This is a genomic window from Anatilimnocola aggregata, assembly GCF_007747655.1.
GTDB classification, from domain to species: Bacteria; Planctomycetota; Planctomycetia; order Pirellulales; family Pirellulaceae; genus Anatilimnocola; species Anatilimnocola aggregata.
The window spans coordinates 8,844,011-8,869,927 of record NZ_CP036274.1 but is presented as its reverse complement, the minus strand read 5'-3'; the positions used below and the strand labels follow the sequence as shown (position 1 = coordinate 8,869,927).

The window sequence follows — 25,917 nt, the reverse complement described above, 5'->3', positions numbered from 1 at the left end:
GCAGGTAACCGGGGACTGCGATTCAGGCAACGATCGGGCTGCTATTCGCAGTCCGTTTTGGTCGCGCACACTCCCCGAAACTCTTTCAACTCTTGCGTTGGCGATCCCTGCGACCAAACGGCCCAGACCGCAAGTCGGTTGTTCGAGTTGCCTGGAGGAGCGTTCTCGCACTGTGCATTCGGAATGGCATCGAATTGCCAATCCAGATTGCCATTGGCATCGATGACGACCGCCAACTTATCGTGCCCCGGCGCGCCTCGTGCGGGACTTGGGGGTTGATCGGGTGGCGGAACGGTTTGGTTGAAGCGGTAAATGCGAGCATGCAAGCGGACTAGCGTAATGCCCATCGCTGGCGGAACTGCGGAGCCCCGGGCGCAGATGACCCCCTTCTTGCAAAGGAGGTTGAAGTCGTTTGGAGCGGGATCCTTTGCGGTTGTTACCTTCACCTTGGCCTCGTCGAGGGGAACTTGAATTCCTGGCGAATAGGGGCGCATTGTTGTCACCTTTAACTTTGTCTTAGCCTTCTTCTTAGCCATGACTCACCTTTCATTGCAAAATGATACTAGCGTCACGAAACATGCCATCACTGTTGCCAATCGAAATGCCGAATCCTCCGCTGTAGTCTTCGGCACCAAATTTCGCATCCACGGCCCCTTCGCAAATTTTGGGAACTGCGATCCCCCCCCAACTGAACTCGGTTAAGCCATCGCGTTGCACGGCGACTTCCAACATTTGCTCGCTATCGGTGGGGCGGGGAATGGGGATCGAAACGCAAGACTCAAAACTGACCTCCGGCGTGTCGGCCGCCGAGAACCTGACGAATCCCTTGAGTCGATGCCAGGCGTAGGCACGAAGTGGATCTTTGGGAAATGCCGGACGCAGCTCGAGAAGTTGAAAGCGCGCTTGGCGCTGCTGTTGGTTGCCAACGTCGTTCCGCATTCCCAGAAAAATGCCGCAGCCACCCTTCCAATGGGTCTGATCGATGCGGACTTGAAAGCGATATTTGGGATGATCGATCGTGCCAACTTGGGCGAAGCAGTATGGTCGGCTGCTGATATAGACCTGACGCCGATCCTTCAGGTGCTGTACGAGCGTGTCGAGCGCTGGCGGTTGCCAACTCGGCAACTGCGGCGCGCGAGTGAAGAGATTGTGCCAGACGAGCGGTTGCAGCTGTGAGATGTCAAACGGCAGGTCTTCCTCAACTTCAAACTCAGGTTTGCCTGCGGTTGTCGTTGGATGGTTGAGCGGCGACTGCTCGTCTGAGGTGGCCGCGGATGGATAGTTCCGAAACAAGGCAATGGCAAGGGCGATCCCAATCGACAACGTGATACCCCAAGCGAACCAGTGTCCGGTACGCAAAGCCCGCGATTTCGTGACACTCGGCTGCACTGCCCGCGGCAGGGTAATGGTTGAGCTGGGCAAACGATCGCCGCTGGCCGTATCGTCTGCATTTTCAGGCTCGTCCTGTTTGGATAGTCCAAACAGGAACGACAGATCGCTCCCTTTTGCCGGAACGCGCAAGCATTGCACCACAGCTGCCGGCGAAGCGAATCTCTGGCGGGCGTCTTTCGCAATCATCCGCTCCAGGATCGCAGCGATTTCAGCGGGGATGTCAGCGCGCAGGGAACAAACGGAAGCTGGCTGATCTCTTAAGTGCCCGACCAGTTTCGCTTGAGGTGTTTGGTACTGCCCGCCAGAGAACGGAGATTGGGCAGTGAGCAGTTTGTAAAACGTGCAACCTAAGGAGTAGATGTCGGCTCGGATATCGACCGTGTGGCTGCTACCGCACTGTTCCGGGGCCATGTATTCCAGAGTTCCCAAGATCTGCTGGCTGGAGGTCAACTCGCTGCTTTCGACCGATGCCGATAACAAACGCGCCAAACCGAGATCGAGGATCTTCACCTGCCCAAGTTGCGTTAACAGTAAGTTTGAAGGCTTGATATCGCGATGCACTAACCCATGCTCTTCGAGCGCGACTAAACCCAAGGCTGCCTGACGAATGATTTCGCAGGCATCGGCGATCCGCAGCGGTCCTTTCGCTCGAATCAAGCGACGGACGTCGATCCCGGGAACGTATTCCATGACCAGATAGTGCCAACCGTCAGACTCTCCGGCATCCGTGGCGCGAACGACGTGTTCACTTCGAACCCTGCCCACTGCTTCCATCTCGCGATAGAAGCGCGCCAGGTGATCTCGATCGCTGCGAAAGTGCGCCGGAAGGAGCTTGAGTGCTACTTCGCATTTCAGGTTGTGATGCCGAGCGCGATAGACGGCTCCCATGCCTCCTTCGCCCAGCTTCTCCAACAGGGTGTACTGTCCGATATGAGCCGGAAAATCTCGACTCGCGAGGTTCTTGTCCTTTGGGAGTGGAGCGCCAGCGCCAATCGGGATTCGGCAAGCTTGCGCTTCCAGCTGTCCCAAGGCCGCTTCCTGCAGAAATGGAAAGTGGGCCGGAGGCCGATCGATTGCGAACGGAGGGGAGTACTGCTGTTCGAACGAGCGAAGCTGCAATTGGCAACTATCACAGTTGGCCAGATGTTCGTCGATGCTGTTCCACACGTCAGGTGCGAGTGTGCCCTGCAGATACTCCTCTAGCGAAGTTGACTGCACGCAGCTGTTTTCGACCGACAGCGATTCCATAGGTGGTCTCAGGCTGTCTCTGTTGCTGAGGGAGTGAGGTCTTCCTCGCCAATCAACTCGGCAAACTCCTCGCGCAGGCGGCGCAAGATGCGCGAGCGCGCGTTGTAGACGACTTGCCGCGACAAGCCGAGCTCTTGGGCAACGTCGCCGGCACTCTGATGATCGATGGTGGTGCGATAGAAGGCCTGCCAATGGACTTGATTAAACTCCGTTTGAATGATTTCTAAGGCTCGTTCGTAAAGCAGGCGCGTTTCTTGCGCGAGTGCTTCGCTGTCGACGGACTCTTCCCCCTGAATTTCCTGCAAGCTTTGATAGGCATCGCTGCCGCCGCGACCATCGGGCGAGCGCCGTTTGTCCCGCACGAAGTCGGTAACCTTGTTCTGAGTGATCTTCTTTAACCAGCCGCGAAAACTGCAACCTTCCGAGTCATGGCGAAAGTTCGGCAGGCCAGCCGACACCGCCCGAAAAACATCCTGCCCCACATCAGCGGCATCGGCCTCTTGCAGTCCTCGACTGCGGCACCAGCGATAAACCAAGGGACAATAGAGCCGCACGATTCGTACCCAGGCCTGTTGGTCGCACGACCGCGCACGTTCCAACAGGCTGAGGGAAGTCCGACTCGTGGTCGGTTCAACACCTTCGTCATGAAGAGAAACGTGAGAGTCTGTCACGATTTTTCCGCCAACTTAAAGACGTCGCGGTGCGGGTGCTGTGGTGGACCGATCGGCGGTTGCTGATTATCCCGAGCAGCCGAGGTAAAGTCCACCGAAATAGACTTTAAAAACCGCCTGGAATAGCCGTTCCCGCCAATCGTCGCTTTTGACGTAAGTGAAGCAAGCGAGTAAACAGGGGGTGTCCAACAATGGGTGAATTGTTGGACACCGAAGCGCGCCAAACCCGAGAGATACGTCAGGTGCTGTCCAACAATGCGGACCATAGTTGGACAAGTACGATGTTTTTCGAGCCGCGCGCAAGGGAACTTACGTCGCGTAGGCCACCAGTTCAGCAACGATGGTAAGCACCGCAAGGCTGACGACAGACCAGGCGAGCCAAGGCTGAATAGGCTGGGCGCGGGGAGGGAGGCCGAAATGGCGGCCCTGATCGTGCCATAGGTAAAGTCCCGCCGGGATGGTCAGCAGACCGAAGAGCCAGAGAAGCCAAATCGGCGTGCCGTGGCGGAGTAGGTCGCCGCAATCTCCAATGCCATCGAACGAGCCCACCGCCAGATAGGTTCCGCTGGCCAGCAAGCAGAAGCCGGCGAAGAAGCGAAAGAGAAAAGTCTCGGGTCGTTTGAGCCGCCAGGCGAGCAGCCACAGCAGCAGTGGCAACAGCGAGCCGAGAATTGGTCCCGCCCAAATGACGACGAGTGGATGCGCAGCCTCGCTGATATCGGTGCGCGAGATCAGCAGTGGATGCAGGACGACGCGGTCGACTTGTGCGCCCGCCATCCAGGCACCGAGCACGTGCCCCAGCTCGTGGACGATCTGCACCCAGAGCCAGCAGCTGACCAGCGTGCCGATGATGAGCGCCGCGCGAAGCATGCGCCTAAACGTAATCCGCAGCGGTTGGCTTGATAACCAGTTCGGGCACATGGGCCCGGGGCGGAAGCATGGCCAGGGCGACGACGATGGGGCCGAAGTCTTCGGGCAGGAGCATCTTGGCGCGGCGTTCGGCCGAAACAGCTTGCGGGCGATGTTCGAGAATCGGCGTATCGACTTCGCCAGGGAAGATGGTCGTGATGCGCACGCCTTGCGGAGCCACTTCATTCCCCACGCCGGTGCCCAGGGCAGAGACGGCGAACTTCGAGGCGTTGTAGGCGATGCCTCCCAGCGGAGCGGCCCGTTTGCCGGAGATCGACGAGACGTTAATGATTAGCCCGTCTTTCCGTTCGCGCATCGGCGGCAACGCGGCGTACAGGCAGTTGTAAACGCCGGTCGCGTTGATGTTCATTACCTGGTCCCATTGCTCGGGCGTCATCTCGGTCATCGAGCGGGTCTTGATATTCACCCCAGCTGCGTTGACGAGAATGTCGATCTTGCCGAGTTGCTCGTGAGCCCAGGCGAAGAGGCGATTCACGCTGGCCCGCTCGGCCACATCGCAATCGTGGGCGAGCATTGCGGGTTGGCCTTTCCACGAAGCGGCCGCCTCTTGCACCACGTTGAGTCGCCGACCGGCGATGGCGACACGCACGCCCTCTTCGGCCAACGCCTGGGCGATTCCCCAGCCAATGCCGGTGCCGCCGCCAGTGACCAATGCCGTCTTGCCTGCCAATCGCTGTGCCATGAGAGAACTCGCGTGTGTGAGTCGGTGGGGAGTCAGTTGTGGGCTGTCAATCTTAAAGAGGCGGGAGGCGGGAGGCGAGGGGCGGGCAAAATCAGCTGCGCGGGACGGCCCTGCTAGCGGCCGCCGGCACAGGCTCTCTAGCCGGAAAACTCGGATTCCGCCGAGCTGTGACCAGACTAGTCACGGGGGTCGCGATAATTCTGGTACCAGGGGCGAACGAGTGGCTAACAGCTGCCGCCCGCTGGGCCTCCCAAGCAAATCAAGGATTGATGTCATGAACGAATTCACTGTGCAGACCGGCAACCTGAAGATCACCATTCTCGCCGAGTCGGCTCTCGATGCCGCAATGGAAGCGGTACAAGTGTGGGAAGCCGTTTCGCTGGAAGAATCTTCGCTCAAAGAAACCAAGCCCGCGAAAATGGACGCTACTCACCGGGCTAACCTCGACCCGCTGACGATTGTCCGCCGCGCGAATCGCCGCGGAGCCGAGCGCCGCTATCCGACGTTCAACTTGCTCGCCTACTCGCATCAGGAAAGTCCGGCCACGGCCTGGCAACGGGTGCTGAGCGGCCGCGTGAGCATCAACTAGATCGTTGTTCGCTGCGGAGCCTGTTCATGCTGGTCATCTCCTACATCTTTTCAGAAACCAATCTTCACGGAATCAATACCATGCCTAAGTTTTATGTCAGTTCGGGAAACTTGAATCTCATTGTCGAAGCCGATCATGCTCGGGCGGCTGCCATCTGGGCCGTGCATCGTTGCTTGAGCCAGGTCACTTCGTTCGATGGCGAAGACGACAATACGGTTGCTGGTCAGTTGGCGGGAAGCGAATCGCTGTCTTACGAATCGGCCGAGCCGCAGCGCAAGCTGGGCGAGACGATCAACGTCAGCGAGCGAGGCTTTGGCAGTGACGACAAGCAGGAGCTCACCACGCTGCCGATTGTGGCCGAGTGGAGCCGACTCCTCGTCGCGCTCGATCGCTTGCAGCAGCAGTTGAGCCTGTAGGTCGCACCGAAAGAGCGAATTAAACCTTCACCGGTTTCCGCTTCTTCACCGACTCTTGCTGCTTGAGGGCCAGGACGATGGCGTCGCGGGCGAGTTCGCCGCCGAGAATGGCGGAAGGTTTGTTGTTCTTAAGGCAGGTGGCTACTTCCTTGATCTCGGCTTCGAAGGCCGTGAGCATGGGATCGCCAGCGGGCAAAGCGGGATGCTCGACGGCTCCCTTGCTATCGAGCAACGTCAGCGGCGTGATTTGCAGGGGCTTATCGGCCAGTACCGCGAGATTGAAATAGAGCGTGGCTTTTTCGAGATGAATCTCGAAGCCGTGCGTGAACGAGCGACCTTGCTGCCGCACAATGCCACTGGTCGCGGTGACCGCCAGATCGGGATCGCTGAACGTGAACTGCGTGTTGAAGTACTCGGCCACTTCGCCCCGCATCCGTCCCTGGCTGGTGACGGTTGTCGGCATGCCGAACAGCAGGCGAATGAAGTGGGCATCGTGTACGTGCAGATCGACCGCAGGCCCACCGGCCTTATTGGGATCGAAGAAATCTTTCAGCCAGAGCGGATCGGAAATGACGCGTTGAAAATGTCCGCCGAGCAACTTGCCATACTTGCCGCTATCGATCAGTTTGCGGGCGACGGCATACTCGGGAAGTAACGGCAGGACGTGGCCGACGAAAATCTGCTTGCCAGCTTGCTGGGCCGCTTTCACCATCTTGTCGCAATCGGCAGCCGTGAGTGCCATCGGCTTTTCGACGAACACATGCTTGCCCGCTTTGAACGCGGCAATGGCCGCTGAAGCGTGCAAGTGTGGCGGCAAGCAGAGATCGACCAGGTCGATCTCGGGATCGGCCAGCAGCTGATTGTATTCGGCATACGCGCCGATCCCCTTAAGATCGACCTGCTTGCCGGGAGGACCGAAGTTCCCTTTGATGTCCGTCCAATCGCCGGCCAGCTTCTTATCGTCCCGCGTGCAGATGGCCGCGAGTTTCACGCCCTTGGTCTTTTGATAGGCCAGGTAGTGAATCCAACCCATAAAGCCGATGCCGACAATGCCAACGCGAATCATGTTGCGAGCTCTCTGATGCAGCGGTGCGGAAGAATCGCCCGGCCATCGTTGTAATGCGAAGCGCGCGTTCGCGAAAGATACACAGCAGAGTTGCGTGAAACTACCGCCGCCGGGCAAACTGCCGCAGCAGGGTTTCGAGCGTGAGATAGAGATCGGTCGTGGTGACGATGCCGATGGGGCGAGCGTCGTCGATGACAGGCAAGCAGTTGATGCCATTCTCGACGATCAGTTCGACAACCTGGATGAGCGGTGTGTCCCGTTCGACCGTCACCAGGTCGGTGCTCATCAGTTCGCCGGCGGTGAGGGCCTCGAGTTCGTTCCGTTCGGGGAAGTCGTCGAGGCCGAACAGGCGGATGACGTCGCGATCGCTGATGACGCCGACCAGGCGTTCGTTCTCGACCACCAGGAAGTGGCGGAAGCGGCAATCGTGAAACTGTTTGACGAGGTCTGCGGCGGTGGTGCGGGTAGTGACGGTACGGGGCTGGAGCGTCATCACATCGGCCGCGACCAGTGCGTGCAAACGCTCAGCCTGAGCTGCCTGTTCAAAGGCAACTTGAAGCCAATCGCGCTTTTGTTCGGTTCGGTTCACGGTCGTGGAGTATCCGCAGATAACCAAAGTCATCCTGGCAGTTGCTTCCGCTCGGGAAGCGTAGAACGCCAATCGGGGTCCGGCAATGGATTGTACGCAGCAGGGACCGATTTGGCTTGAAGTCGCCGCCGAAGTCACCGCGTTGACGGCCTGTAGGGGCTGTGTTAGTTTTTCGGTTCAAGCCGGATCGGCCGGTTGTCGCTGCAGCGAAGCGGTTGGCTATCTCTCACTCTGGCCGTGCCGAACCTGCAGTCATGCTGGCCAGATGCCGGTGCGTGCTTCCTTCTGCCGCGAATGCTGAATTGTTCGCGATTTCTTGTGGCTCGGTTATCGATCTCCGGCGCTTCCTTCGTTCTTTGCCCTTTGCTCACAACCCTCTGCTTACAACTATGTCGCCTACCATTATCTATACCAAGACCGACGAAGCTCCCGCCCTGGCCACCTATTCGCTGTTGCCGATTGTGCAGGCGTTCACCAGCCAGGCTGGCATTCGGGTCGAGACGCGCGACATTTCGCTCGCCGGTCGCATCCTGGCTGCTTTCGCCGACCAACTCCCCGCTCCACAGCGCACCGCCAATGCCCTGGCCGAACTGGGCGCTCTCACGCTCAAGCCCGATGCGAACATCATCAAGTTGCCGAACATCTCGGCCTCGGTGCCCCAGTTGAAGGAAGCGATTGCCGAACTTCAGAAGCATGGCTATGCCGTGCCAAACTATCCGGCGACCCCCCAGACCGATGCCGAGAAAGACGCCAAGGCCCGCTACGACAAGGTTCAGGGCTCGGCCGTTAATCCCGTGCTCCGCGAAGGGAACTCCGATCGCCGCGCACCCAAGGCGGTGAAAGAATACGCCCGCAAACATCCACACTCGATGGGTGCGTGGTCGCCGCAATCGAAGACCAACGTGGCGACGATGGGGAAGAACGATTTCTTCTCGAACGAGAAGTCGGTGACGGTTCCCGAGGCTACGACGGTTCGAATCGAGTTCGTCGCCAAAGATGGCACGGTCAATGTGCTCAAGGACAAGACTCCCTTGCTCGCTGGTGAAATTCTGGATGCCACGGCGCTCAGCAAGAAGGCCCTGGTCGCCTTTGTCGGCTCGCAGATCGCCCGCGCAAAAGCTGAGGGTGTGCTGTTTTCGCTCCACCTGAAGGCCACCATGATGAAGGTCTCAGACCCGATCATCTTCGGCCACGTGGTTCGCGAGTTCTTCAAGTCGGTTTATGCCAAGCACGAAGCGACGTTCACCAAGTTGGGCGTCGATTTGCGCAATGGCTTTGGCGACTTGCTCGCGAAGATTGAAACGCTCCCCGCCAGCGAGAAGGCTGCCATCGAAGCGGACATTCAAGCGGCCTACGCAGCGGGGCCCGCGGTGGCGATGGTCAATTCCGATCAGGGGATCACCAACTTTCATGTTCCCAGCGATGTGATTGTCGATGCTTCGATGCCCGCGATGGTTCGCGCGGGCGGCAAGATGTACGACCAGCAAGGGAAGCTGCAAGATACTCTCGCCGTCATTCCCGACAGTTCGTATGCCGGCATCTATCAAGCCACGGTCGACTTTTGCCGTGAGCACGGCGCGCTCGACCCCAAGACGATGGGCTCGGTGCCCAACGTGGGACTCATGGCCCAAGCGGCCGAAGAATATGGTTCGCACAACAAGACGTTCGAAGCTCCCGGCGAAGGGTCCATTCGGATTGTCGATTCCGCCGGCAAGACGCTGCTAGAACATAGCGTAGAGCCCGGTGATATCTGGCGCGCTTGTCAAACCAAAGATGCCCCGGTGCAAGACTGGGTGAAGTTGGCGGTCAATCGCGCTCGTCTCTCGAATACGCCTGCGGTTTTCTGGCTCGATAAGAATCGTGCGCACGACGCGCAGATTCTGGCCAAGGTCGACAAGTATCTGTTGAACCACGATACCAAGGGGCTCGATATTCGCGTCCTTCCGCCTGCCGAAGCTTGCAAGTTCAGCTTGGAACGAATCAAGCAGGGTCTCGATACGATTTCGGTTACCGGCAACGTGCTGCGAGATTACAACACCGACCTGTTCCCGATTCTCGAAGTCGGCACCAGTGCCAAGATGCTCTCGATTGTGCCGCTCATGAATGGCGGCGGGCTGTTTGAAACGGGTGCTGGCGGTTCCGCGCCCAAGCATGTCGAACAGTTCCTGCAAGAGAACTATCTGCGTTGGGATTCGCTGGGCGAGTTCTTCGCGCTGGCCGCTTCGCTGGAACACTTGAGCATCGTCGAAAAGCATGCCAAGGCCAAAGTGCTCGCCGACACACTGGACACTGCCAACGGCAAGTTCTTAGAGTTCGACAAGTCTCCCGGTCGCAAGCTCGGCACCATCGACAACCGCGGTTCGCACTTCTACCTTGCGCTTTACTGGGCCCAAGCACTGGCTGCTCAGAACGACGATGCGGAACTGAAAAAGATCTTCACCCCCATCGCCGAGAAGCTCACCGTCAGCGAGTCGCAGATCGTCGCCGAACTGCTCGCCGTCCAAGGCAAGCCTGTCGACGTCGGCGGTTACTATCAGCCCGACGACGCCAAGGCATCTGCAGCCCTGCGACCCAGTGCGACGCTGAACGGTATCCTCGCTGAACTCGGATAGGGAGGAAGGGTGAAAGGGATGAAGCGAGGAAGAGACACTACACAAGGTATCTTTCTCCACAGGCCTCGAACCACGTCCTCTATTTTTCTCTTCGTCCCTTCAACCCCTCCACCCTTCATCCCCAAGCCCCCCTCCCGCCATGAAAGCTCTCCAACTCGAGGCTCCGAAACACTGGAAACAGATTGAGATTCCCGCGCCGGAGAAGCCCGGTCCCGGCGAAGCGCTGGTGCGCGTTCATCGCGTGGGAATCTGCGGAACGGATCTCAGCGGCTATCTCGGCAAGATGCCCTTCTTCAGTTATCCGCGCATTCCTGGGCATGAACTGGGTGTAGAAGTGATCAAGGTCGGTGCCGATGTCGCCAACGTGAAGGCAGGCGATCGCTGCTCGGTCGAACCTTACATCAACGACCCCAACAGCTATTCGAGCCAACGCGGCAAGCCTAACTGTTGCGAGAAGCTCCAAGTCCTCGGTGTGCATCGCGATGGCGGCTTGCGCCCCTATTTCATCCTGCCCGCTCGCAAACTGCATGTGTCGACCAAGCTACAATTCGAGCAATTGGCTCTCGTCGAAACGCTGGCCATCGGCTGCCACGCGGTCGATCGCAGCGAACTGAAGTCCGACGAATACTGCCTGATCATCGGCGCGGGACCGATCGGTCTGGCCACGCTCGTCTTCGCCAAGCTCACCGGCGCGAAGATCATCGTCCTCGATATGAATGCGCAGCGGCTGCAATTTTGCCGCGACGTAATGGGTGCCGATCATACGGTGCTGCTCAGCGACAGCCTGGAAAAGGAACTGCGCGACTTGACCGAAGGCCACTTGCCCGAAGTGGTCATCGACGCGACGGGCTCGGCTGTCTCGATGTCAAACGCCTTTGGACTCGTGGCTCCGGGTGGTCGCTTGGTTTACGTCGGCATCACGACCGACGAGGTGAAGTTCAAGCATCCCGTGTTTCATCGCCCGGAAGGAACGCTCCTCTGCTCGCGCAACGCGTTGCCGCGCGACTTCACCCGCATCATCGGGCTGATGGAGTCTGGGCAAATCAACACCACGCCCTGGATCACTCACCGCTCGCCGTTCGAACAATTGATTGAAGTATTTCCGTCGTATACCAGGCCGGAGACTGGCGTCATCAAAGCGGTGGTTGAGGTGGGAGAATGAGCAAGGGTGAATTGCCGGAGACCGTGCTGCAGTTTGGTGCCGGTCGCTTCCTCCGCTCGTTCGTCGACCGCTTTATTCAGCAGGCCAACGACAGCGGGCAAGGTGTCGGTCGAATCGTCGTTGTGCAACGCAGTGCCGATAGTCGCGCCGATTCGTTGCACGCTCAGGACGATGGCTTCACGGTCCTGGTCCGCGGTTACGAGCAGGGCGAACTTATCGAGCGTCGCGAAAAGGTACATAGCATCAGCCGTTCGATTGTGGCTGCTGACGATTGGCGCGAAGTGCTGCGCGTCGCGGTCGCCAGCGAACTGAAGTACATCGTCTCGAACGCGACGGAAGCCGGTTATCAAATCGACCCAACCGATCGTTTGACGAGTCATCCCCCTGTCTCGTTGCCCGGCAAGCTGACCCAAGTCTTGTGGGTCCGCTTCAATCACAGCCTACGCGGCGTGACCATCCTCCCCTGCGAACTGATCGAGCGGAACGCCGACAAGTTGCGGGCCCTGGTCCTCGAACAAGCCAGCATTTGGGCCTTGCCAGCCGAATTCACCGAGTGGGTAACCACCGAATGCCTGTGGCTGAACAATCTGGTCGATTGCATCGTCACTGGTCCCCCCGCCGATCATCCGCTCGCGACCAAGGATTCGCTCCTCACGTGCGCCGAGCCCTACGCGCTCTGGGCCATCGAGAAGCCCGCCAATCGCGAAGCGCTGCTGTTCGCTCATCCGGCGATTCAACTGGTCGATGATCTGTCAGTGTGCTACTTGCGCAAGGTTCGCATTCTCAACGGTCTGCATAGCGCTATGGTCGCGAAGTTCAGGCACCAGGGCTTTGTGACGGTGCAGGACGTGCTGCGCGATGCCCAGGCCACCCGCTGGATTCGCGACTTGCTGTACGAGGAAATTGTGCCGGCAATTGCCTACCGCGTGCCCGGTGTCGCCGCCTTTGCCGACGACACGTTCGATCGTTTGCGCAATCCCCATCAGCAGCACAAGCTGGCCGATATTGCACTCAACCACGCCGATAAAGTGCGCGTGCGCCTGCAATCGACGCATGAAGAATACGTGCAACTCTTCGGTAAGTCGCCAGTTCGCCTGGCTGAAGTTATCGCGGCGCGAGTGTAATTCTTTCAGCTCACTTCGTGAGTAGAAAGTTGTGCTCGTTCTCGCCGGGAGTGATTTCGACGGACAGTGTCGATTGCGTGTTGTACTTGTCCGGAATCACTTGCAGCCGCTCGTCCGTCAGCATGCCGGGATCATTAGCCGGAATCTGCTTGCCCGTGGGCTTATTCCAAACAATCTCGACGCGATAGGTTCCCGGCAGCAGGTCATCCTCTGCAGGAACCGAATATTTGCCCGCCACGATGGCAGCTGAGCCAGACTTTCCTGCTGCTGCCGGCACGAACATGATGCTGCCGCCATCGACGGGCTCGCCATCCAGCGAAACCTCGCCGCGAATTGCTTTCTGGCCACTACCGCCGCAGCCCAGCAGGCAGGTTCCGGTCAAAAAAAGCAACGCGACCCAAGAACTAGTACCGCGCATGAAATCGTCCTAAGTGCCAAAACGTGAGATGAAGCATGATCAGACCTGCCAGTTACGGCAGCTGAGATGTTTCGCCGTCGTTGATGCGAAACAAGTTTTGATAGAGAAAATTGGCCGTGTTCGGAGTAATTGTACAACCCGTGGTGTAACCTTTGTGGGTTTCAATGGTGTCCGACACAAACTTGACGGCTCCGTCGCACATGGCAAAGTTGCAGCCCCCCGGATGCAGGCTCGTCCACGCGTGTCGATGGCAAGGCGGATCGCTGAACTGATCGGCACACTTGGTGTTCATCGGGACATCGGCCCGGCCATAGGTGAGGGCGTCGGAGTAGGACTCCAGGCGACCAATGTAAACGGCGGCGATGTTTTTCTTCATGTCCCGCTCGCCACAAATGAAGGTGTTGCTGGTGCCGTCGGTAATGTCGGCCATCTTGGCGGGAAAGTACTGGGTCATCGTGTTCGGGTTGTGCGCTAAAAACACCATGGCACTTGGGGGGTAGTTGCTCTTCGCATAACCCTTGCCATGAACCGTGTTGATCTTGCCGGTAGGGTCGCTAGGGCATCTCAGGGTGGCAATGGGTGTTTGCGTGAGCGTATTCACCGGCGGAATGTAGCTGGTGAAATCGCCCGGGTTTAGTGCATCGTAGATCGAACGCTGTTCGTAAAAATTCAACAAGCGAACATTCGCTCCCCAGTTGCCGTTGCCGCCGTAGTTCACTTTATAGGCGGGTGGAAAATGAAAGTACGTGTCGTGAAAGTTATGCGAGGCGAGCGCCAACTGCTTGAGATTGTTCTGGCATTGCATGCGCCGCGCTGATTCGCGAGCAGCTTGTACGGCGGGCAAGAGCAGGGCGACGAGGACGCCGATAATCGCGATGACAACCAGAAGTTCGACAAGCGTGAAGCCGCCGTGATGCCGCCGTTGCATGGAGGTGCCGCCGTTAGGTGAGATGTGAGGTGGGAGTTCGCTGGGAACTGCTTTGACCTTAACACAGTATTGCGTTATTCGCCAGCAAGTTTTAAGCAATCCCCACCAATGGCGGAGCGTCTGCTTGTCGCAAAATCGGAGTGTTCTCGACGCAATCGCACGGCCTGCGCGCGAAGGTCTACAACGAGGTGTTGTTTATTACACCGATTGTACCGGGGAGGTAATGCTCACCCGACAACGAAGAAGAGGACGCAAAACATCAGTCGTAATGCAACGCCTGGGCGACATCGACATTGGCGGCGCGACGGGCGGGGAGCCAGGCCGCGAGCAAAGTAATGGCAATGGCGCCGACGAGCGCACCCCCCAGCAAGCCGGGATAGATGTGGAAATCGATCCGGCGACCGAATGATGGTTCGAACGCGAGGTTCATGATGAAGGCCACCAAGACGCCGGCCACAATACCCGGCGACAAGCCCGACATGCCAATCAACAGGGCCTGCGTCAGAATGGTTTTGCGGACTTGCGATTTGGTCATAGCAACGATTCGTAGCATGCTCAATTCGCGCGTCTGCTCCAGCACGTTCATGGTGAGCGTATTCACGACGCCAATCATGGCGACGAGAAACGCCACATAGACGAGCCCCCACAGTCCGACTTCCACACCAGCCACCATCGCACTAATGGCCCAACTGATTTCGGCGTTCGATTGCAGCAGCAGGCTGTGCTTCTTGGTGATGGCTTCCAGATCGCGGCGAACATTCTCCAGATCCTGCTGGTCCGGCACACGAACCGCGTATCCATCGACCCCTTGAATCCCCAGCAAGCGCTCAGCAGTCTTGCGTTCCAAGTGGACCGAGAGACCTGCCACCAGATAATCGTTGGCGATCGCAGCGACGCGAATCTTTTCCGGTCCCTTGAGGGTGGCCAGTTCGATGTCGTCGCCAAGTTTTACCTTCAGATCGTGCGCGAGCACGGAACCGATGACCGCCTGGCCATCGAACAGTTTTTCACGCAGTGATTCGACGCTCCCCTCGATCAAGTCGAACGACGGGGGCTTCGGGTCGATGAAATCGCGGGCGACAACGCGGACGGAGTGCGCTACTCCCTTCTTGTCGTTCACTTGCCCTTCGGTGAACACGATTCGCTCAAGCAAGCCGCGACCTAGAGATGGGAGGGCTTCAATTTCGGCTCCGACCTCGTCCGGGATATCCGGGGCGAGACCGCTGGCCATATCGGGCATCATCGAGCGGACGAAGAAGTCGCTGGTGAGCGCAGCGTCCTTCCAGTCGGCCAGATCACGGAGGTTATCCTTGATCGAATTCGTCATGCCAATGCCGATGCAAGCCGCGACAAACAGCACGCCAATGGTGAGTTGAGTTCGGACGCGATGGCGAAGGATCTGGCGCTGAGCCATTACTCCTTCGACACGGGTGATGGGACTCAACAGCCAACCAAAAACCTTGATGAGTGGTTCCAGGACAAGTGGCGACAGGAAGACCACGCCGACCAGCAGCGCGACCGAACCGAAGGGGCCCGCGTAGATGTTGATTTGTTCGGTGATGCCCATATAGATCGTAACGGAACCAGCAATCATCAGCACGACGCCGAGAACAAGGTAGCCCCAACCCGTCCCTTCGATATCTTGGCGCGAGACGCGACTCATTCCTTCCAGCGGCGAGACTTTGCTCGCGCGCCAGGCAGGAACGAAGGCTCCCACGAGGGAAACGCCGATGCCCAGCAAACCGGCCAGGACAATCGGCAGCCAACTAATTTGCGGATCAGGCATGATGACATCGAAACCGCGAGCCATGGAGCGATTAAGAACCCAGGCGATTCCCAGGCCCATGGGAATGCCGATCGCGGTGCCGATGGCACCCAGCACGAAGGCTTCGGCCAGCAGCGTGAACATCAGTTGTTTACCGGTCGCGCCAATCGCACGCATGATCGCCATTTGTCGGCGTCGTTCCCCCACATTCATAAAGAACGTGTTGAGAATGATGAACACCGACAAGACTAGCGAGAAAATGGTCGACACGAGCAGGCTCTGTTCGGTCGAGACCAGCGTCTTCTTCATCAGCTGGGTATTGCCGGACGGCGGATGAATGGTTAGTCCTTCAGGCAGCTGCGGTGCGATGGCAGCCATCACTTGATTGACGTCGGCTTCGGGCTTGGTGACGATTTGGATCGAGTCGATATGACCCTTGTAGCCGCGGCGGTTGTACATGGCTTGCGCCCGTTCCAGCGGCAGCAAGGCGAGCGCCATCTGCCGCATGGCAGAGCCACCCTTAGGCTTCACCAGGCCGACGATTTCGAGTTCGTACTTGGCGTTGGTGGTACGGATCGAAACCAAGTCCCCCAGTTTCATGCCTAGCTGAGTTGCAAAGCCTTCATCGAGCACCAGTTCGCGTGGTCTGCCGGGCGCAGTAATGGCCGAGGCCATCCGCCCTTGGGTGATGGCATAGTCGCGGACCTGTGGATCGAGCTTGGGGTCAATCCCAAGGATTGAGAGCTTGATCCGCTTTTCGCCGAACATCATGGCGGTAGGACGTTCGAGCAACGGAACTGCGACATCGACGCCGGGGGTCGCTTTCACTTTGGCCAGCGGGGCGATATCGAAACCGGCATTGCCAGGAACGGTTACTTCCAAGGTCGCGTTGCCGGTGACGGTCGCGAACATGATTTTATAGGCGTTGCGGGTGGTGGCCGTGATCACACTCACCGACACAACCGCCGAGACTCCGATCACGATGCTCAGGATCGTCAGCAGGGTTCGTCCCAGACGCGACGTGAGCGAGCGTGTCGAAAAGGATCGCAAGCTCATCGCCGGCTCGCCTCCATCCGTGGGAGAGCGGCCGGCTGCTTAGGGCGGTTTATTTCCTCCCGGTCAACCAGGCCGTCAGCCAGGTAAATTACGCGGTCGGCCTGGGCGGCGACGAGCGGATCGTGGGTGACGATGACGATGGTTTGATGATGTTCTTCGACGAGGCGGCGCAGCATGGCGGTGACTTTTTCGCCATTGGCCGAGTCGAGATTGCCGGTCGGTTCGTCGGCGAGCAGGATGGCCGGTTCAATGGCTAAGGCGCGGGCGATGGCCACACGCTGCTGTTCACCACCCGAAAGCTTGCCTGGGATGTGATCGCGGCGCTTGCCCATGCCGACGAGTTCCAACTTTTCCGCAGCCTTCGCACGGGCTTTGGCAGCTGGCATGCCGTCGAGCTCGAGCGGCAGTGAAACGTTTTCTTCGGCCGTGAAGATCGGTAGCAAGTTAAAGGCTTGGAAGACGAAGCCGATCCGTTGCCGGCGAATGAGCGTCCGCTGGTCGTCGGTCATGGCCGACAGGTCTTTCCCTTCCAGCAGCACCTGGCCGCCGGTGGGTACGTCGACACCGCCAAGCAACGTCAACAACGTGCTCTTGCCGCTGCCGCTGCGACCCATGATTGCCAGCATTTCGCCTTCGGCCACTTGCAGGTCTACGCCCCGCAATGCTTCGACCTTGGCATCCCCTTCGCCATAGACTTTCGTCACTTGGCGAGTCTCCAAAACAGCCATGAACAAACTCCTCTGCCTGTCGCGAATAGCGACCGGGCAATAATCCTTCACAGTTGGTCCTTCGTTTATCGGTGATGGCCGGACAAATGAAAAGGCCCGGCTAGCAGTCCGGAACCAGAACGAGGCGCACTCAGGTCTTGGATGTTACTGACCGTGAAGGTGGTGAACCTGTAACCTGCACGAAAGCAGCGAAAGTGGGCAAGGCTGGCAAGATCGTTCCATCGTTACCTTGCCCAACTGTTCAATTAGATGTTCGGGCGAAAAAAGGGCGTTACCGAGATTTTACTCCAAGACAACAAACCGTTGGCACTAAAAGGCTTAATACCAACGGTTTCGCGGAAATCGAGTTAGCAGGGACCAGCACTTAACCAAGCTTCCAGGGGGCTCGGTAGGGCCGGTCGAGCAGTTTGGCGGCATCGGCGTCGTCGACTGTTTCGGTGACCGGATCCCATTTCAACTTTTTGCCCAACCGCGTGGCTGCATTGGCCAAGTGACAAACGGTTGCACTGCGGTGCCCAATTTCGACATCGCAGATCGGGTTCTGACGCGAGGCAACGCAGGCCAGGAAGTCCTTGTGATGACCCGGGCTGACATAAAGCTTGGTGTCGCTGTCCTTGAGCTTTGTCTGCAACAGCCCGTCGATCGTCGACGAGATTCTGCCGCGGTTGACCCACACCTGTCCCTTGTCGCCAATGAAGGTAGTGCCGCCAGGAACGCTGCTATCTCCCTGCGTGACGATCATCTTCACGCCGTTGGCGTAAGTGCAAGTCACTTTGCAGGTCTCGCTCACTTCGTGCCACTTCATGGGGTGAAAGGTGGCCGTCCCTTCGATCTCGACCGGTCCGCTGTTATCCATGCCGAGGCCCCATTGGGCGATATCGATGTGGTGAGCGCCCCAGTTGGTCATCTGGCCGCCGGAGTAATCCCAGAAGAAGCGGAAATTGTAATGCACCCGCTTCTTGTTGTAGGGCCGAGCCGGCGCTGGTCCGAGCCACATGTCGTAGTCGAGTTCCGCAGGTGGATCGCTGTCAGCTACTGGTTCGCCCGGATGATTCGACTTTGGCAGTCCGACAAGAACGGTGTGAATCTTGCCGATGTAGCCGTTGCGAACGAGTTCGCAGGCCTGGCGAAATTCCTTGCTGCTCCGCTGCTGCGAGCCGGTCTGCACGACGCGCTTGTTCGCGCGGGCTGCTTCAACCATCTTTCGCCCTTCGGTCACGGTGAGCGTGAGGGGCTTTTCGCAGTAGACATCTTTGCCAGCCTGGCAAGCGTGAATGGTGGCCAAGGCATGCCAATGGTCGGGAGTGGAAATGACGATGGCGTCGATATCTTTCCGCTCGAGCATCTTGCGATAGTCGGTATAGACTTCGCAATCGTTCCCCTTGTCTTGCACCTTCTTCGCAGCGGCGGCAGCGCGAGTCTTGTCGACATCGCAGACCGCGGCGGCATTCGCAATGAAGCCATTGAGATTGCTCATCCCCTGCCCACCGACGCCGATGTGCCCGGTCACAATCTTGTCGGCAGCGCCGAATGCGCTCTTGGGCACAAAGTAAGGAATTGCGATCGTCGACGCCGCGACAGCTGCCGATGCTCCTAAAAACTGACGACGAGAAACTTGAGACCGAGCCATGACAGATCCTTTCTGACGGGCGAGTGAAAGGCCAAACGGAAGGCGGGAAACCGCTCAGTATAACTTCGTGTCCTGCGGGAGTTAATCCGCGTTTTCCGCAGTTTGTGGGGTATTTCTTAGGCACTCAGATCGATCTCACTGACTGCCAGTTCGACGCGGGCGATAAATGATTCGCCGGGAGGCAACACGCGCAGGCCGGTGTCGATTCCCTTGCCGAGCAGTTCCGCTGCGTTGGGGACGCAGGTGTAAGGCTCGATGCAAATTGCTTCGCGATGCGGCGGCGTGAAGACGACGCACTCGCGGAACGTGGAGGAAAAACTGATATGCAGCGCGAGCTTGGCAGCGGGATCGTAGATATGACTGCGGCACCAGCCGTCTTCGAAATCGAGATCGGTGAAGACATCGTCGAGTTGCAAGCCGCCGAAGGGTGTTCCCGCGCGATACTCGACCACGTTATCGATTCGGTTGCGGTTGCCAGTGGGAAGCATCTGCTCGAGTTCCCAACGCTCGTTGCCGGGGAGCAGAATCAGGCAGTTCTTCGCCGGACCATCGAGAAACGGCACGTGAAAATAAGGATGCGTCCCCAGTCCACAGGGGAGCGGCGCGTCGCTGGGGTTCTCAATCAGATAAACCATCCGCAACATGCCGCCGGAAAGATCGTAGCTGGCGGTGATGCGAAAATCGGCCGGCCATTGATCCCTAAGAGCGGGGTCATCGACACTGGCCTGAAACTGCCCGACCAGGCTGCGGCGATCGCGCTCGATCACCCGCCAGGGGCGCGTGTGAACAAAGCCGTGAATCGCATTTCCATAAGCATCGCTGGCCGGAATGTGATACGTCTTCCCTTCCCACACGAACTCCGTCCCGCGAATGCGGCCGGGGAACGGGAAGAGAATCGGAATGCCGCTACGCGACGGGCGATCGGTGCCCGTCAAAAAGGCGGGCGAGCGCCAGATCAAGTCGACGTGCCGCCCGCGATGCGGCACGGTGAAGCGATGGCAATTGAAACCGAGGCTGACGAGGACTTCGGCGGACGCGCCACTCGCCGGGTCATTCAGAACGACGTTTTCCATGGTGTGTTCACAAGAGAGGAGAGGTTGGTGTTCGTGACAGCTTCGGTCGCGTGAAGGCGGACCAGCTTCGATGAATCGCGGACGGGAATCTGTGGCCGAGAGAGTTGCCGGGCAGCCGTCATCAGCAAGATCACCGCGGTCATGGCGATCATCGAGCGGACGAGCGACTTACGGCTGCAATCGCCCATCGTCACGTCGGCTAATTCGCGCAGGAGCCACACGACCAGTGCCAGCGACAGCCCCAAACAGACAGAAGGAAGCAGCGATGAACCCGTTAGTTGAGCCTGTGATTCCGTGGGCGTCGTGGCGAGGAGCCAGAGACCAACGATCAGTTGCAGTCCCGTCGCGCCGAGCGCGGCCCAGCCTCCCCAAGTGGCGATGCGCTTGGCATTTCGCGGCTCATCGTCCTGCTTCATGCGCCGCAGCGCATAGCCAATGAGCATCAGTCCCGCCATGGCGACGGAAGCGAGGGCGAAGTGGACGGTCATCGCCGGCGTTTCTTGCTCGATGAGCAATTCGCGAAAGGTAGCGGGCGTTAGTATTTTGTTTGGGTCGACCTCTTTGTCGACAAACGCACCTTCCTGCAATTTGCCCGCGACGATCAACAGCGGCGGAAAGTGATAGAGCAGATTTGTGCTCGCGAAGAGGAGCAAGAAGCCCCGGACGACGAAACCGGTCCTCGTCGGAATGAGGACTCGTCGTCGCCAGGCCCAGTAGACGATGAGTAAGACCGTCGTCACACCCAATTCCAAGATCGCATTGTTTAACTTACGCGAAAGCTGCACCTGCCAGATGTGCTGATAGTCGGGAGTCCACCTTAGCCAACCGATGATCAATCCTAGGAGCGCGCCGACGAAGAGCGCGAGGATAGTCGCCGCCCCGAGATACTTTGCCGTTTCTCCAGCTACGCCATCGCCACGTCGATCTTTCCATTCGAGCCACAGCCCGACGAGCGGCCCCCCAGCGGCGACGTTCATGCAGGCTAAATGAAATGCCAGCAGCACAATCTCAAGAGCAACCATCACGACGGGCAACTTCCTGTGTTTTCGGTCAAAACCAACAAGGGGCCATTATAGGAGAAACTTCGCCCAGCGCGATTCGCAGGCACGATGCCAGCGTCCAGCGTGCTCTCGGCTGACCGGCAGGAACTGCTGTTGCCCTGCTGGCAGAGATTTTCTATGAACGCCAACTTCGTGGCCGTGATATTCGCCAGAGTCGTTGCAGCTTACCCAATCTGCGATTCCCTGGTAAAATTCCGGTCTGCGAACCAATTGACCCTCTTCGATCGCCCGAGCAAGCCTGGCATGACCGGATATTCGCTGACTCACCTGAAACAGCTTGAAGCTGAGAGCATCCACATCATTCGCGAAGTGGCCGCCGAGTTTGAAAACCCGGTGATGCTTTACTCGATTGGCAAAGACTCGGCGTGCATGGTCCGCCTGGCCCAAAAGGCGTTCTACCCTGCCAAGCCGCCGTTTCCGCTGATGCACGTCGATACGACGTGGAAATTCAAGGATATGTACGACCTGCGCGACAACTACGTCGCCAAGGAACTGGGGCTCAAGCTGATCGTACACGTGAACGAAGATGGTGTTCGACAAGGGATCAACCCCATCACGCACGGCAGCAAGAAACACACCGACGTGATGAAGACCGAAGGGCTCAAGCAAGCCCTCAACAAGTATCGCTTCGACGCCGCCTTCGGCGGCGCCCGCCGCGACGAAGAAAAGTCCCGCGCGAAAGAACGGGTCTTCTCATTCCGCGACGAGTTCCATCGCTGGGACCCAAAGAATCAGCGGCCGGAACTTTGGAGCTTGTACAACACCAAGGTCAACAAAGGCGAATCGATTCGCGTCTTCCCAATCTCGAACTGGACCGAACTCGACGTGTGGCAATATATCCACCTCGAGAACATCCCGATTGTCCCGCTCTACTTCGCGAAAGAACGCCCGATCGTCTATCGCGATGGCACGATGATCATGGTCGACGACCACCGCTTGCCCCTCAAGCCCGGCGAGCAACCCGAGATGCGCCGCGTCCGCTTCCGCACACTCGGCTGCTATCCGCTCAGCGGCGCCGTCGATAGCAACGCCACCACGCTCCCCGAAATCATTCAGGAAATGCTCCTCACCACCTTCAGCGAACGCCAAGGCCGCCTGATCGACAGCGACGAAGCAGGGTCGATGGAGAAGAAGAAGAAAGAGGGTTATTTCTAGGTTTCAATTGCAGATTTCAGATTTTAGATTGCAGATTGAAAGGCAATCGAAATCTGGAGAATTGCAAATGACCAAGAGTGCCGAGGCGATGAAGTTGCGAACTAAGGAGTTCGCCTTGAGAGTGATCAAGATGGTCCGTAGTTTGCCAAAAGACTTTGCTGCTCAAACGATTGGCAAGCAAGTTTTGCGGTCGGCTACCTCCGTAGGTGCTAACTACCGCGCCGCGAGTCGGGGGCGGTCAGCAGCTGAATTTCGAGCCAAGATCGGAATCGTTCTCGAAGAGTGCGATGAGACCGCTTACTGGATCGAACTCGTACGCGACTCGGGTATTTTGCCGCCAACACGCCTTGTCCCTTTACTTCAAGAAGCGAGTGAGATCACAGCGATGATGGTTGCCTCATTAAACACGTCCAAAAGAAACAATCCCTAGCCCAATTCAATCGCCTCACGCCAGCGCGTGCGACATTCGCATTTCAATCTGACATCTACAATCTGCAATTCCTATGAGTCATCAATCCTCCCTCATCGCTTCCGACATCAACGAATACCTCTCGCAGCACGAGCGCAAGGAGATTCTGCGCTTCATCACGTGCGGATCGGTCGATGACGGCAAGAGCACGCTGATTGGGCGGTTGTTCTACGAAGCCAAGATGATCTACGAGGATCAACTCTCCGCGATTACGAAGGACTCGGCGCGGTACGGCACGACCGGCGGCGAGCCTGACTTGGCGCTCTTTACGGATGGTCTGCAGGAAGAACGCGAGCAGGGCATTACGATCGACGTGGCTTATCGGTATTTCTCGACCGACAAGCGAAAGTTCATTATCGCCGATACCCCGGGGCACAAGCAGTACACCCGCAATATGGCCACCGGTGCCTCGACGGCGGACCTGGCGATCATTCTCATCGATGCGCGGCACGGCGTGCTCGAGCAGACCAAGCGGCATTCGTTCATCGTTTCGCTGCTCGGCATCAAGCACATCATTGTCGCCGTCAACAAGATGGACATTGTCGACTACAAGCAGGAAGTCTTCGAGCAAATCAAAGCCGACTACATTTCCTTCGCCTCGCGGCTCGACTTGCCCGACGTCCACTTCATGCCCATCTCGGCACTCAAGGGCGAAAACGTCGTCGCCCCCAGCCAGTACATGACCTGGTATCAAGGCCCAGCCCTGATGCCGCTGCTCGAAACGCTCTACATCGGCTCCGATCGCAACCTGGAAGATTTCCGCCTGCCGGTGCAACTCGTACTGCGGCCGAATCTCGATTTTCGTGGCTTCAGCGGGACGATTGCCTCGGGCATCCTCCGCAAGGGTGACGAAATCATGACGCTCCCTTCGCGCAAGACCAGCCGCGTGAAGAGCATCGTCACCTTCGATGGCGAACTGGAAGAAGCGTTCGCTCCGCAGTCGATCACCGTCACGCTGGAAGATGAAATCGACAGCAGCCGCGGCGACATGCTCGTCCGCCCCGGCAATGTGCCGCGCGTCGACAACAAGTTCGAAGCCATGATGGTCTGGATGGCCGAAGAAGCGATGTTGCCCGGCAAGCAGTACCTCTTTAAGCAGACCTCGCGCGTCGCCCCCGGCATGGTCACCACGCTGCGGTATCGCGTTGATGTGAACACGATGCACCGGCAAGATGCGCCGACCCTGGCGCTCAACGAAATTGGCCGCTGCCAAATCACGCTCACACAGCCGATCTGCTTTGATGCCTACAAGCGAAATCGCGGCACCGGTTCGTTCATCGTCATCGATCGCTTGACGAATGCGACTGTCGCGGCCGGGATGATTCTCGATCGCGCGACCGGCGATGGCCCGAAAGATCACTGGGACGACGAACCAGCATCCGCTCACTTGCACGGCGAGACCAGCAAGGTCAGCGTAGAAGAACGCTCGAACCGCTTTGGGCAAAAACCAGCAACGGTATTGCTCACCGGTCTTACCGGCGCGGGCAAAACGACCATCGCTTACGCCCTCGAACGCCGTCTTTTTCAGGATGGCCGCTCGGTCGTGGTGCTCGATGGCCAGAACATGCGCCGCGGCATCAGCAAGGATCTCGGCTTCACCGCCAGCGAGCGGAGCGAGAACCTGCGTCGCAGCAGCGAAGTCGCCAAGCTCTTCAACGACGCCGGGCTCATCGTGCTCGGCGCGTTTGTCGCCCCCGAAGAGGCCGTGCGTCAAAAGGTCGCCGAAGCCATCGGCCAAGAGCGGTTCCTGATCGTCCACCTCGACGCCGCCGTCGAAGTCTGCCGCAGCCGCGACACCGAAGGTCACTATGCTCTCGCCGAGAAGGGCGAGCTCACCGAGTTCCCGGGCGTCTCGGCCACCTACGAAGCACCCGCCAAGCCCGACCTCAAGCTCAGCACCGACAAGCTCAACGCCGAACAGTGCGTCGACAAGATCCTCGAACTGCTACAGTCCCGCGGGTATGTGTAGCATGATCCGCTTATGAAGTTCATCAAACGCGCCAATATCGATGGGGAAGTCGATCAATTCGAAATCCAAGCAAGTCGCCCGATTCGAGGCATCGAGAGCACGCTGACGATATTGTTCGACGAATGGATGCGTGTTCGTAATGTACAAAAACTCTGCGACTGCTTTCCTAAACACTACAGCATTGAGTCGTCGAGCGACGATCGCTTCGTCACTATCTTTGCGGGCTGGTTTTGCGATAGGTGCTTGCCGGTGCTGGGGAATCTGATCGCCGAGAGATTACCCCATATAACCAGTGTGACCGTCGGCAGCGATCTAGGCGAGTTCCCATTGCCTGAGCAGCGTTTGATGTCATTCATCGGTGCCATTGCTCACTTTGAAAACGGCAATTCGATGGGCGTACCTCCGTTTGCAATCTACCGTGCTCCTGTCACCACGGCTGAGTTCGATGTCTTTACGCAGACGACCGGCTACGTCACCACTTCTGAGAAAAACAACGACGGCTCATTTCGCCTCGACGCCACACTGGAGCCCCTTCGGCCTGCAGATCGCGGCAACGTGCCGGTTCACAATGTCAGCTACGTCGATGTAGAGGCCTACTGTCAATGGGCCGGCGTTCGGCTCCCCACAGAAGCCGAACTGCTCGCCGCCGCTCTTGTTGACCAACGAATTCTCAGCCGCTCAGAACACGAAACTTTCATGTTTGGCGATGAGGGGAGATTTGACATCACTCGTTTTCCCAACGCCCTAGAACACTTGCACAGTGAGTTTGTTGCAAGTGACGACACACCGGGCAAAGCAATTGTTCGATCAGGATCTTATTACGTGCGCAAGCGGGATTGGAACACGACGCAAAACAGGGCAATCGTTCACCGAACTTGGTATGACTTGATGACCGGATTTCGGGTCTGTGCAACAAAATCGCCAACTTAGCTTTCTGCAAGCGAGGTCTACTCGCATTCTTGCAACTTTCCGGAAGTTTCTCGGATCGCTGAACTCTCGCGATCACATCCAACCGCATATTCGCTAGGCAAGTTCGACTTCCAATCGCTGACGCGACTTCAACGGCGACTCTACCACCGCGCAGCAAAAAGCCCGCGGTCGCCAGAGGGGAGCGGCGTCGCGGGCTTTTCAGTTTCGAAGTACTAGCTTGCTTCGCGCTGGTTGCTGTGTCCAGTGGGAAACGC

At 58.2% G+C, this 25,917-nt stretch carries 23 protein-coding genes; 9 read left to right on the top strand and 14 right to left on the bottom strand.

Features of this window, described 5'->3' with window-relative positions:
• Window positions 1-41: 41 nt before the first annotated feature.
• From ETAA8_RS33735 to ETAA8_RS33715, 5 genes are all read right to left on the bottom strand, one after another.
• On the bottom strand, window positions 42-536 hold the full coding sequence (locus tag ETAA8_RS33735) for a hypothetical protein (protein ID WP_145099743.1): 495 nt from the start codon (window positions 534-536) through the stop codon (window positions 42-44).
• A 10-nt stretch (window positions 537-546) separates the two neighbouring features.
• Window positions 547-2,640, bottom strand: coding sequence for a serine/threonine protein kinase (locus ETAA8_RS33730; RefSeq protein WP_145099740.1), 2,094 nt, complete (start codon window positions 2,638-2,640; stop codon window positions 547-549).
• A gap of 8 nt (window positions 2,641-2,648) precedes the next feature.
• Entirely contained in the window at window positions 2,649-3,311 is a 663-nt protein-coding gene (locus ETAA8_RS33725) for an RNA polymerase sigma factor (protein ID WP_202921432.1), read from the bottom strand.
• Window positions 3,312-3,620: 309 nt separating this feature from the next.
• The gene (locus ETAA8_RS33720; RefSeq protein ID WP_145099734.1) at window positions 3,621-4,181 is read right to left on the bottom strand and encodes a M50 family metallopeptidase; all 561 of its coding nucleotides are present in this window, start codon (window positions 4,179-4,181) and stop codon (window positions 3,621-3,623) included.
• A 4-nt stretch (window positions 4,182-4,185) separates the two neighbouring features.
• A complete protein-coding gene (locus ETAA8_RS33715; RefSeq protein ID WP_145099732.1) occupies window positions 4,186-4,923 on the bottom strand; it encodes an SDR family oxidoreductase in 738 nt (245 codons plus the stop codon).
• 274 nt (window positions 4,924-5,197) lie between these two features.
• Between ETAA8_RS33715 and ETAA8_RS33710 the strand changes: the two genes are divergently transcribed.
• Window positions 5,198-5,512: a hypothetical protein gene (locus ETAA8_RS33710; protein ID WP_145099729.1), complete on the top strand. Its 315-nt coding sequence runs from the start codon at window positions 5,198-5,200 to the stop codon at window positions 5,510-5,512.
• 80 nt (window positions 5,513-5,592) lie between these two features.
• Window positions 5,593-5,928 (top strand): hypothetical protein, encoded by a 336-nt coding sequence (locus tag ETAA8_RS33705; RefSeq protein ID WP_145099726.1) that lies wholly within the window; start codon window positions 5,593-5,595, stop codon window positions 5,926-5,928.
• A 19-nt stretch (window positions 5,929-5,947) separates the two neighbouring features.
• Here the strand turns inward: ETAA8_RS33705 and ETAA8_RS33700 are convergent, their stop codons facing one another.
• Both ETAA8_RS33700 and ETAA8_RS33695 read right to left on the bottom strand, forming a co-directional pair.
• On the bottom strand, window positions 5,948-6,994 hold the full coding sequence (locus tag ETAA8_RS33700) for a Gfo/Idh/MocA family protein (RefSeq protein ID WP_145099723.1): 1,047 nt from the start codon (window positions 6,992-6,994) through the stop codon (window positions 5,948-5,950).
• Window positions 6,995-7,094: 100 nt separating this feature from the next.
• Window positions 7,095-7,616, bottom strand: coding sequence for a CBS domain-containing protein (locus tag ETAA8_RS33695; protein WP_145099720.1), 522 nt, complete (start codon window positions 7,614-7,616; stop codon window positions 7,095-7,097).
• Between the two features lie 356 nt (window positions 7,617-7,972).
• Between ETAA8_RS33695 and ETAA8_RS33690 the strand changes: the two genes are divergently transcribed.
• The 3 genes from ETAA8_RS33690 (at window position 7,973) to ETAA8_RS33680 (ending at window position 12,481) form a co-directional block, all read left to right on the top strand.
• Window positions 7,973-10,195, top strand: coding sequence for an NADP-dependent isocitrate dehydrogenase (locus ETAA8_RS33690; RefSeq protein ID WP_145099717.1), 2,223 nt, complete (start codon window positions 7,973-7,975; stop codon window positions 10,193-10,195).
• A gap of 139 nt (window positions 10,196-10,334) precedes the next feature.
• Window positions 10,335-11,357: a zinc-binding alcohol dehydrogenase family protein gene (locus ETAA8_RS33685; RefSeq protein WP_145099714.1), complete on the top strand. Its 1,023-nt coding sequence runs from the start codon at window positions 10,335-10,337 to the stop codon at window positions 11,355-11,357.
• On the top strand, window positions 11,354-12,481 hold the full coding sequence (locus ETAA8_RS33680) for a mannitol dehydrogenase family protein (RefSeq protein ID WP_145099711.1): 1,128 nt from the start codon (window positions 11,354-11,356) through the stop codon (window positions 12,479-12,481). The genes ETAA8_RS33685 and ETAA8_RS33680 overlap by 4 nt, the downstream gene beginning before the upstream one ends.
• Window positions 12,482-12,491: 10 nt before the next feature.
• Here ETAA8_RS33680 and ETAA8_RS33675 read toward each other — a convergent pair whose 3' ends face one another.
• From ETAA8_RS33675 to ETAA8_RS33645, 7 genes are all read right to left on the bottom strand, one after another.
• Window positions 12,492-12,899, bottom strand: coding sequence for a hypothetical protein (locus ETAA8_RS33675; protein WP_145099708.1), 408 nt, complete (start codon window positions 12,897-12,899; stop codon window positions 12,492-12,494).
• Window positions 12,900-12,951: 52 nt separating this feature from the next.
• Window positions 12,952-13,827 carry a DUF1559 domain-containing protein gene (locus tag ETAA8_RS33670; protein ID WP_145101193.1) on the bottom strand — a complete coding sequence of 292 codons (876 nt, stop codon included), beginning with the start codon at window positions 13,825-13,827 and terminating at the stop codon, window positions 12,952-12,954.
• Between the two features lie 259 nt (window positions 13,828-14,086).
• Window positions 14,087-16,648, bottom strand: a complete 2,562-nt coding sequence (locus tag ETAA8_RS33665) for an FtsX-like permease family protein (RefSeq protein WP_145099705.1) — start codon at window positions 16,646-16,648, stop codon at window positions 14,087-14,089.
• Window positions 16,645-17,376 carry an ABC transporter ATP-binding protein gene (locus ETAA8_RS33660; RefSeq protein WP_145099702.1) on the bottom strand — a complete coding sequence of 244 codons (732 nt, stop codon included), beginning with the start codon at window positions 17,374-17,376 and terminating at the stop codon, window positions 16,645-16,647. The genes ETAA8_RS33665 and ETAA8_RS33660 overlap by 4 nt, the downstream gene beginning before the upstream one ends.
• A gap of 364 nt (window positions 17,377-17,740) precedes the next feature.
• Window positions 17,741-19,006, bottom strand: coding sequence for a Gfo/Idh/MocA family protein (locus ETAA8_RS33655; RefSeq protein WP_145099699.1), 1,266 nt, complete (start codon window positions 19,004-19,006; stop codon window positions 17,741-17,743).
• Window positions 19,007-19,122: 116 nt separating this feature from the next.
• A complete protein-coding gene (locus tag ETAA8_RS33650) occupies window positions 19,123-20,079 on the bottom strand; it encodes an aldose 1-epimerase (protein ID WP_145099696.1) in 957 nt (318 codons plus the stop codon).
• Window positions 20,061-21,104, bottom strand: a complete 1,044-nt coding sequence (locus ETAA8_RS33645; protein WP_145099692.1) for a hypothetical protein — start codon at window positions 21,102-21,104, stop codon at window positions 20,061-20,063. The genes ETAA8_RS33650 and ETAA8_RS33645 overlap by 19 nt, the downstream gene beginning before the upstream one ends.
• 279 nt (window positions 21,105-21,383) lie before the next feature.
• On the opposite strand from ETAA8_RS33645, the gene cysD reads away from it, so the two are divergent.
• The 4 genes from cysD (at window position 21,384) to ETAA8_RS33625 (ending at window position 25,663) form a co-directional block, all read left to right on the top strand.
• Window positions 21,384-22,295 carry a sulfate adenylyltransferase subunit CysD gene (gene cysD / locus ETAA8_RS33640; protein ID WP_145099689.1) on the top strand — a complete coding sequence of 304 codons (912 nt, stop codon included), beginning with the start codon at window positions 21,384-21,386 and terminating at the stop codon, window positions 22,293-22,295.
• Between the two features lie 67 nt (window positions 22,296-22,362).
• Window positions 22,363-22,725, top strand: a complete 363-nt coding sequence (locus ETAA8_RS33635; RefSeq protein ID WP_145099686.1) for a four helix bundle protein — start codon at window positions 22,363-22,365, stop codon at window positions 22,723-22,725.
• Between the two features lie 73 nt (window positions 22,726-22,798).
• Window positions 22,799-24,733: a sulfate adenylyltransferase subunit CysN gene (gene cysN / locus ETAA8_RS33630; RefSeq protein ID WP_145099683.1), complete on the top strand. Its 1,935-nt coding sequence runs from the start codon at window positions 22,799-22,801 to the stop codon at window positions 24,731-24,733.
• Between the two features lie 12 nt (window positions 24,734-24,745).
• A complete protein-coding gene (locus ETAA8_RS33625) occupies window positions 24,746-25,663 on the top strand; it encodes an SUMF1/EgtB/PvdO family nonheme iron enzyme (RefSeq protein ID WP_145099681.1) in 918 nt (305 codons plus the stop codon).
• Window positions 25,664-25,917 lie beyond the last annotated feature (254 nt).

Coding starts and splice junctions, on each gene's coding strand:
- ETAA8_RS33735 (WP_145099743.1), bottom strand. CDS start 536: ATGGCTAAGAAGAAGGCTAAGACAAAGTTAAAGGTGACAACAATGCGC.
- ETAA8_RS33730 (WP_145099740.1), bottom strand. CDS start 2,640: ATGGAATCGCTGTCGGTCGAAAACAGCTGCGTGCAGTCAACTTCGCTA.
- ETAA8_RS33720 (WP_145099734.1), bottom strand. CDS start 4,181: ATGCTTCGCGCGGCGCTCATCATCGGCACGCTGGTCAGCTGCTGGCTC.
- ETAA8_RS33715 (WP_145099732.1), bottom strand. CDS start 4,923: ATGGCACAGCGATTGGCAGGCAAGACGGCATTGGTCACTGGCGGCGGC.
- ETAA8_RS33710 (WP_145099729.1), top strand. CDS start 5,198: ATGAACGAATTCACTGTGCAGACCGGCAACCTGAAGATCACCATTCTC.
- ETAA8_RS33705 (WP_145099726.1), top strand. CDS start 5,593: ATGCCTAAGTTTTATGTCAGTTCGGGAAACTTGAATCTCATTGTCGAA.
- ETAA8_RS33700 (WP_145099723.1), bottom strand. CDS start 6,994: ATGATTCGCGTTGGCATTGTCGGCATCGGCTTTATGGGTTGGATTCAC.
- ETAA8_RS33695 (WP_145099720.1), bottom strand. CDS start 7,616: ATGACTTTGGTTATCTGCGGATACTCCACGACCGTGAACCGAACCGAA.
- ETAA8_RS33690 (WP_145099717.1), top strand. CDS start 7,973: ATGTCGCCTACCATTATCTATACCAAGACCGACGAAGCTCCCGCCCTG.
- ETAA8_RS33685 (WP_145099714.1), top strand. CDS start 10,335: ATGAAAGCTCTCCAACTCGAGGCTCCGAAACACTGGAAACAGATTGAG.
- ETAA8_RS33680 (WP_145099711.1), top strand. CDS start 11,354: ATGAGCAAGGGTGAATTGCCGGAGACCGTGCTGCAGTTTGGTGCCGGT.
- ETAA8_RS33675 (WP_145099708.1), bottom strand. CDS start 12,899: ATGCGCGGTACTAGTTCTTGGGTCGCGTTGCTTTTTTTGACCGGAACC.
- ETAA8_RS33670 (WP_145101193.1), bottom strand. CDS start 13,827: ATGCAACGGCGGCATCACGGCGGCTTCACGCTTGTCGAACTTCTGGTT.
- ETAA8_RS33665 (WP_145099705.1), bottom strand. CDS start 16,648: ATGAGCTTGCGATCCTTTTCGACACGCTCGCTCACGTCGCGTCTGGGA.
- ETAA8_RS33660 (WP_145099702.1), bottom strand. CDS start 17,376: ATGGCTGTTTTGGAGACTCGCCAAGTGACGAAAGTCTATGGCGAAGGG.
- ETAA8_RS33655 (WP_145099699.1), bottom strand. CDS start 19,006: ATGGCTCGGTCTCAAGTTTCTCGTCGTCAGTTTTTAGGAGCATCGGCA.
- ETAA8_RS33650 (WP_145099696.1), bottom strand. CDS start 20,079: ATGGAAAACGTCGTTCTGAATGACCCGGCGAGTGGCGCGTCCGCCGAA.
- cysD (WP_145099689.1), top strand. CDS start 21,384: ATGACCGGATATTCGCTGACTCACCTGAAACAGCTTGAAGCTGAGAGC.
- ETAA8_RS33635 (WP_145099686.1), top strand. CDS start 22,363: ATGACCAAGAGTGCCGAGGCGATGAAGTTGCGAACTAAGGAGTTCGCC.
- cysN (WP_145099683.1), top strand. CDS start 22,799: ATGAGTCATCAATCCTCCCTCATCGCTTCCGACATCAACGAATACCTC.
- ETAA8_RS33625 (WP_145099681.1), top strand. CDS start 24,746: ATGAAGTTCATCAAACGCGCCAATATCGATGGGGAAGTCGATCAATTC.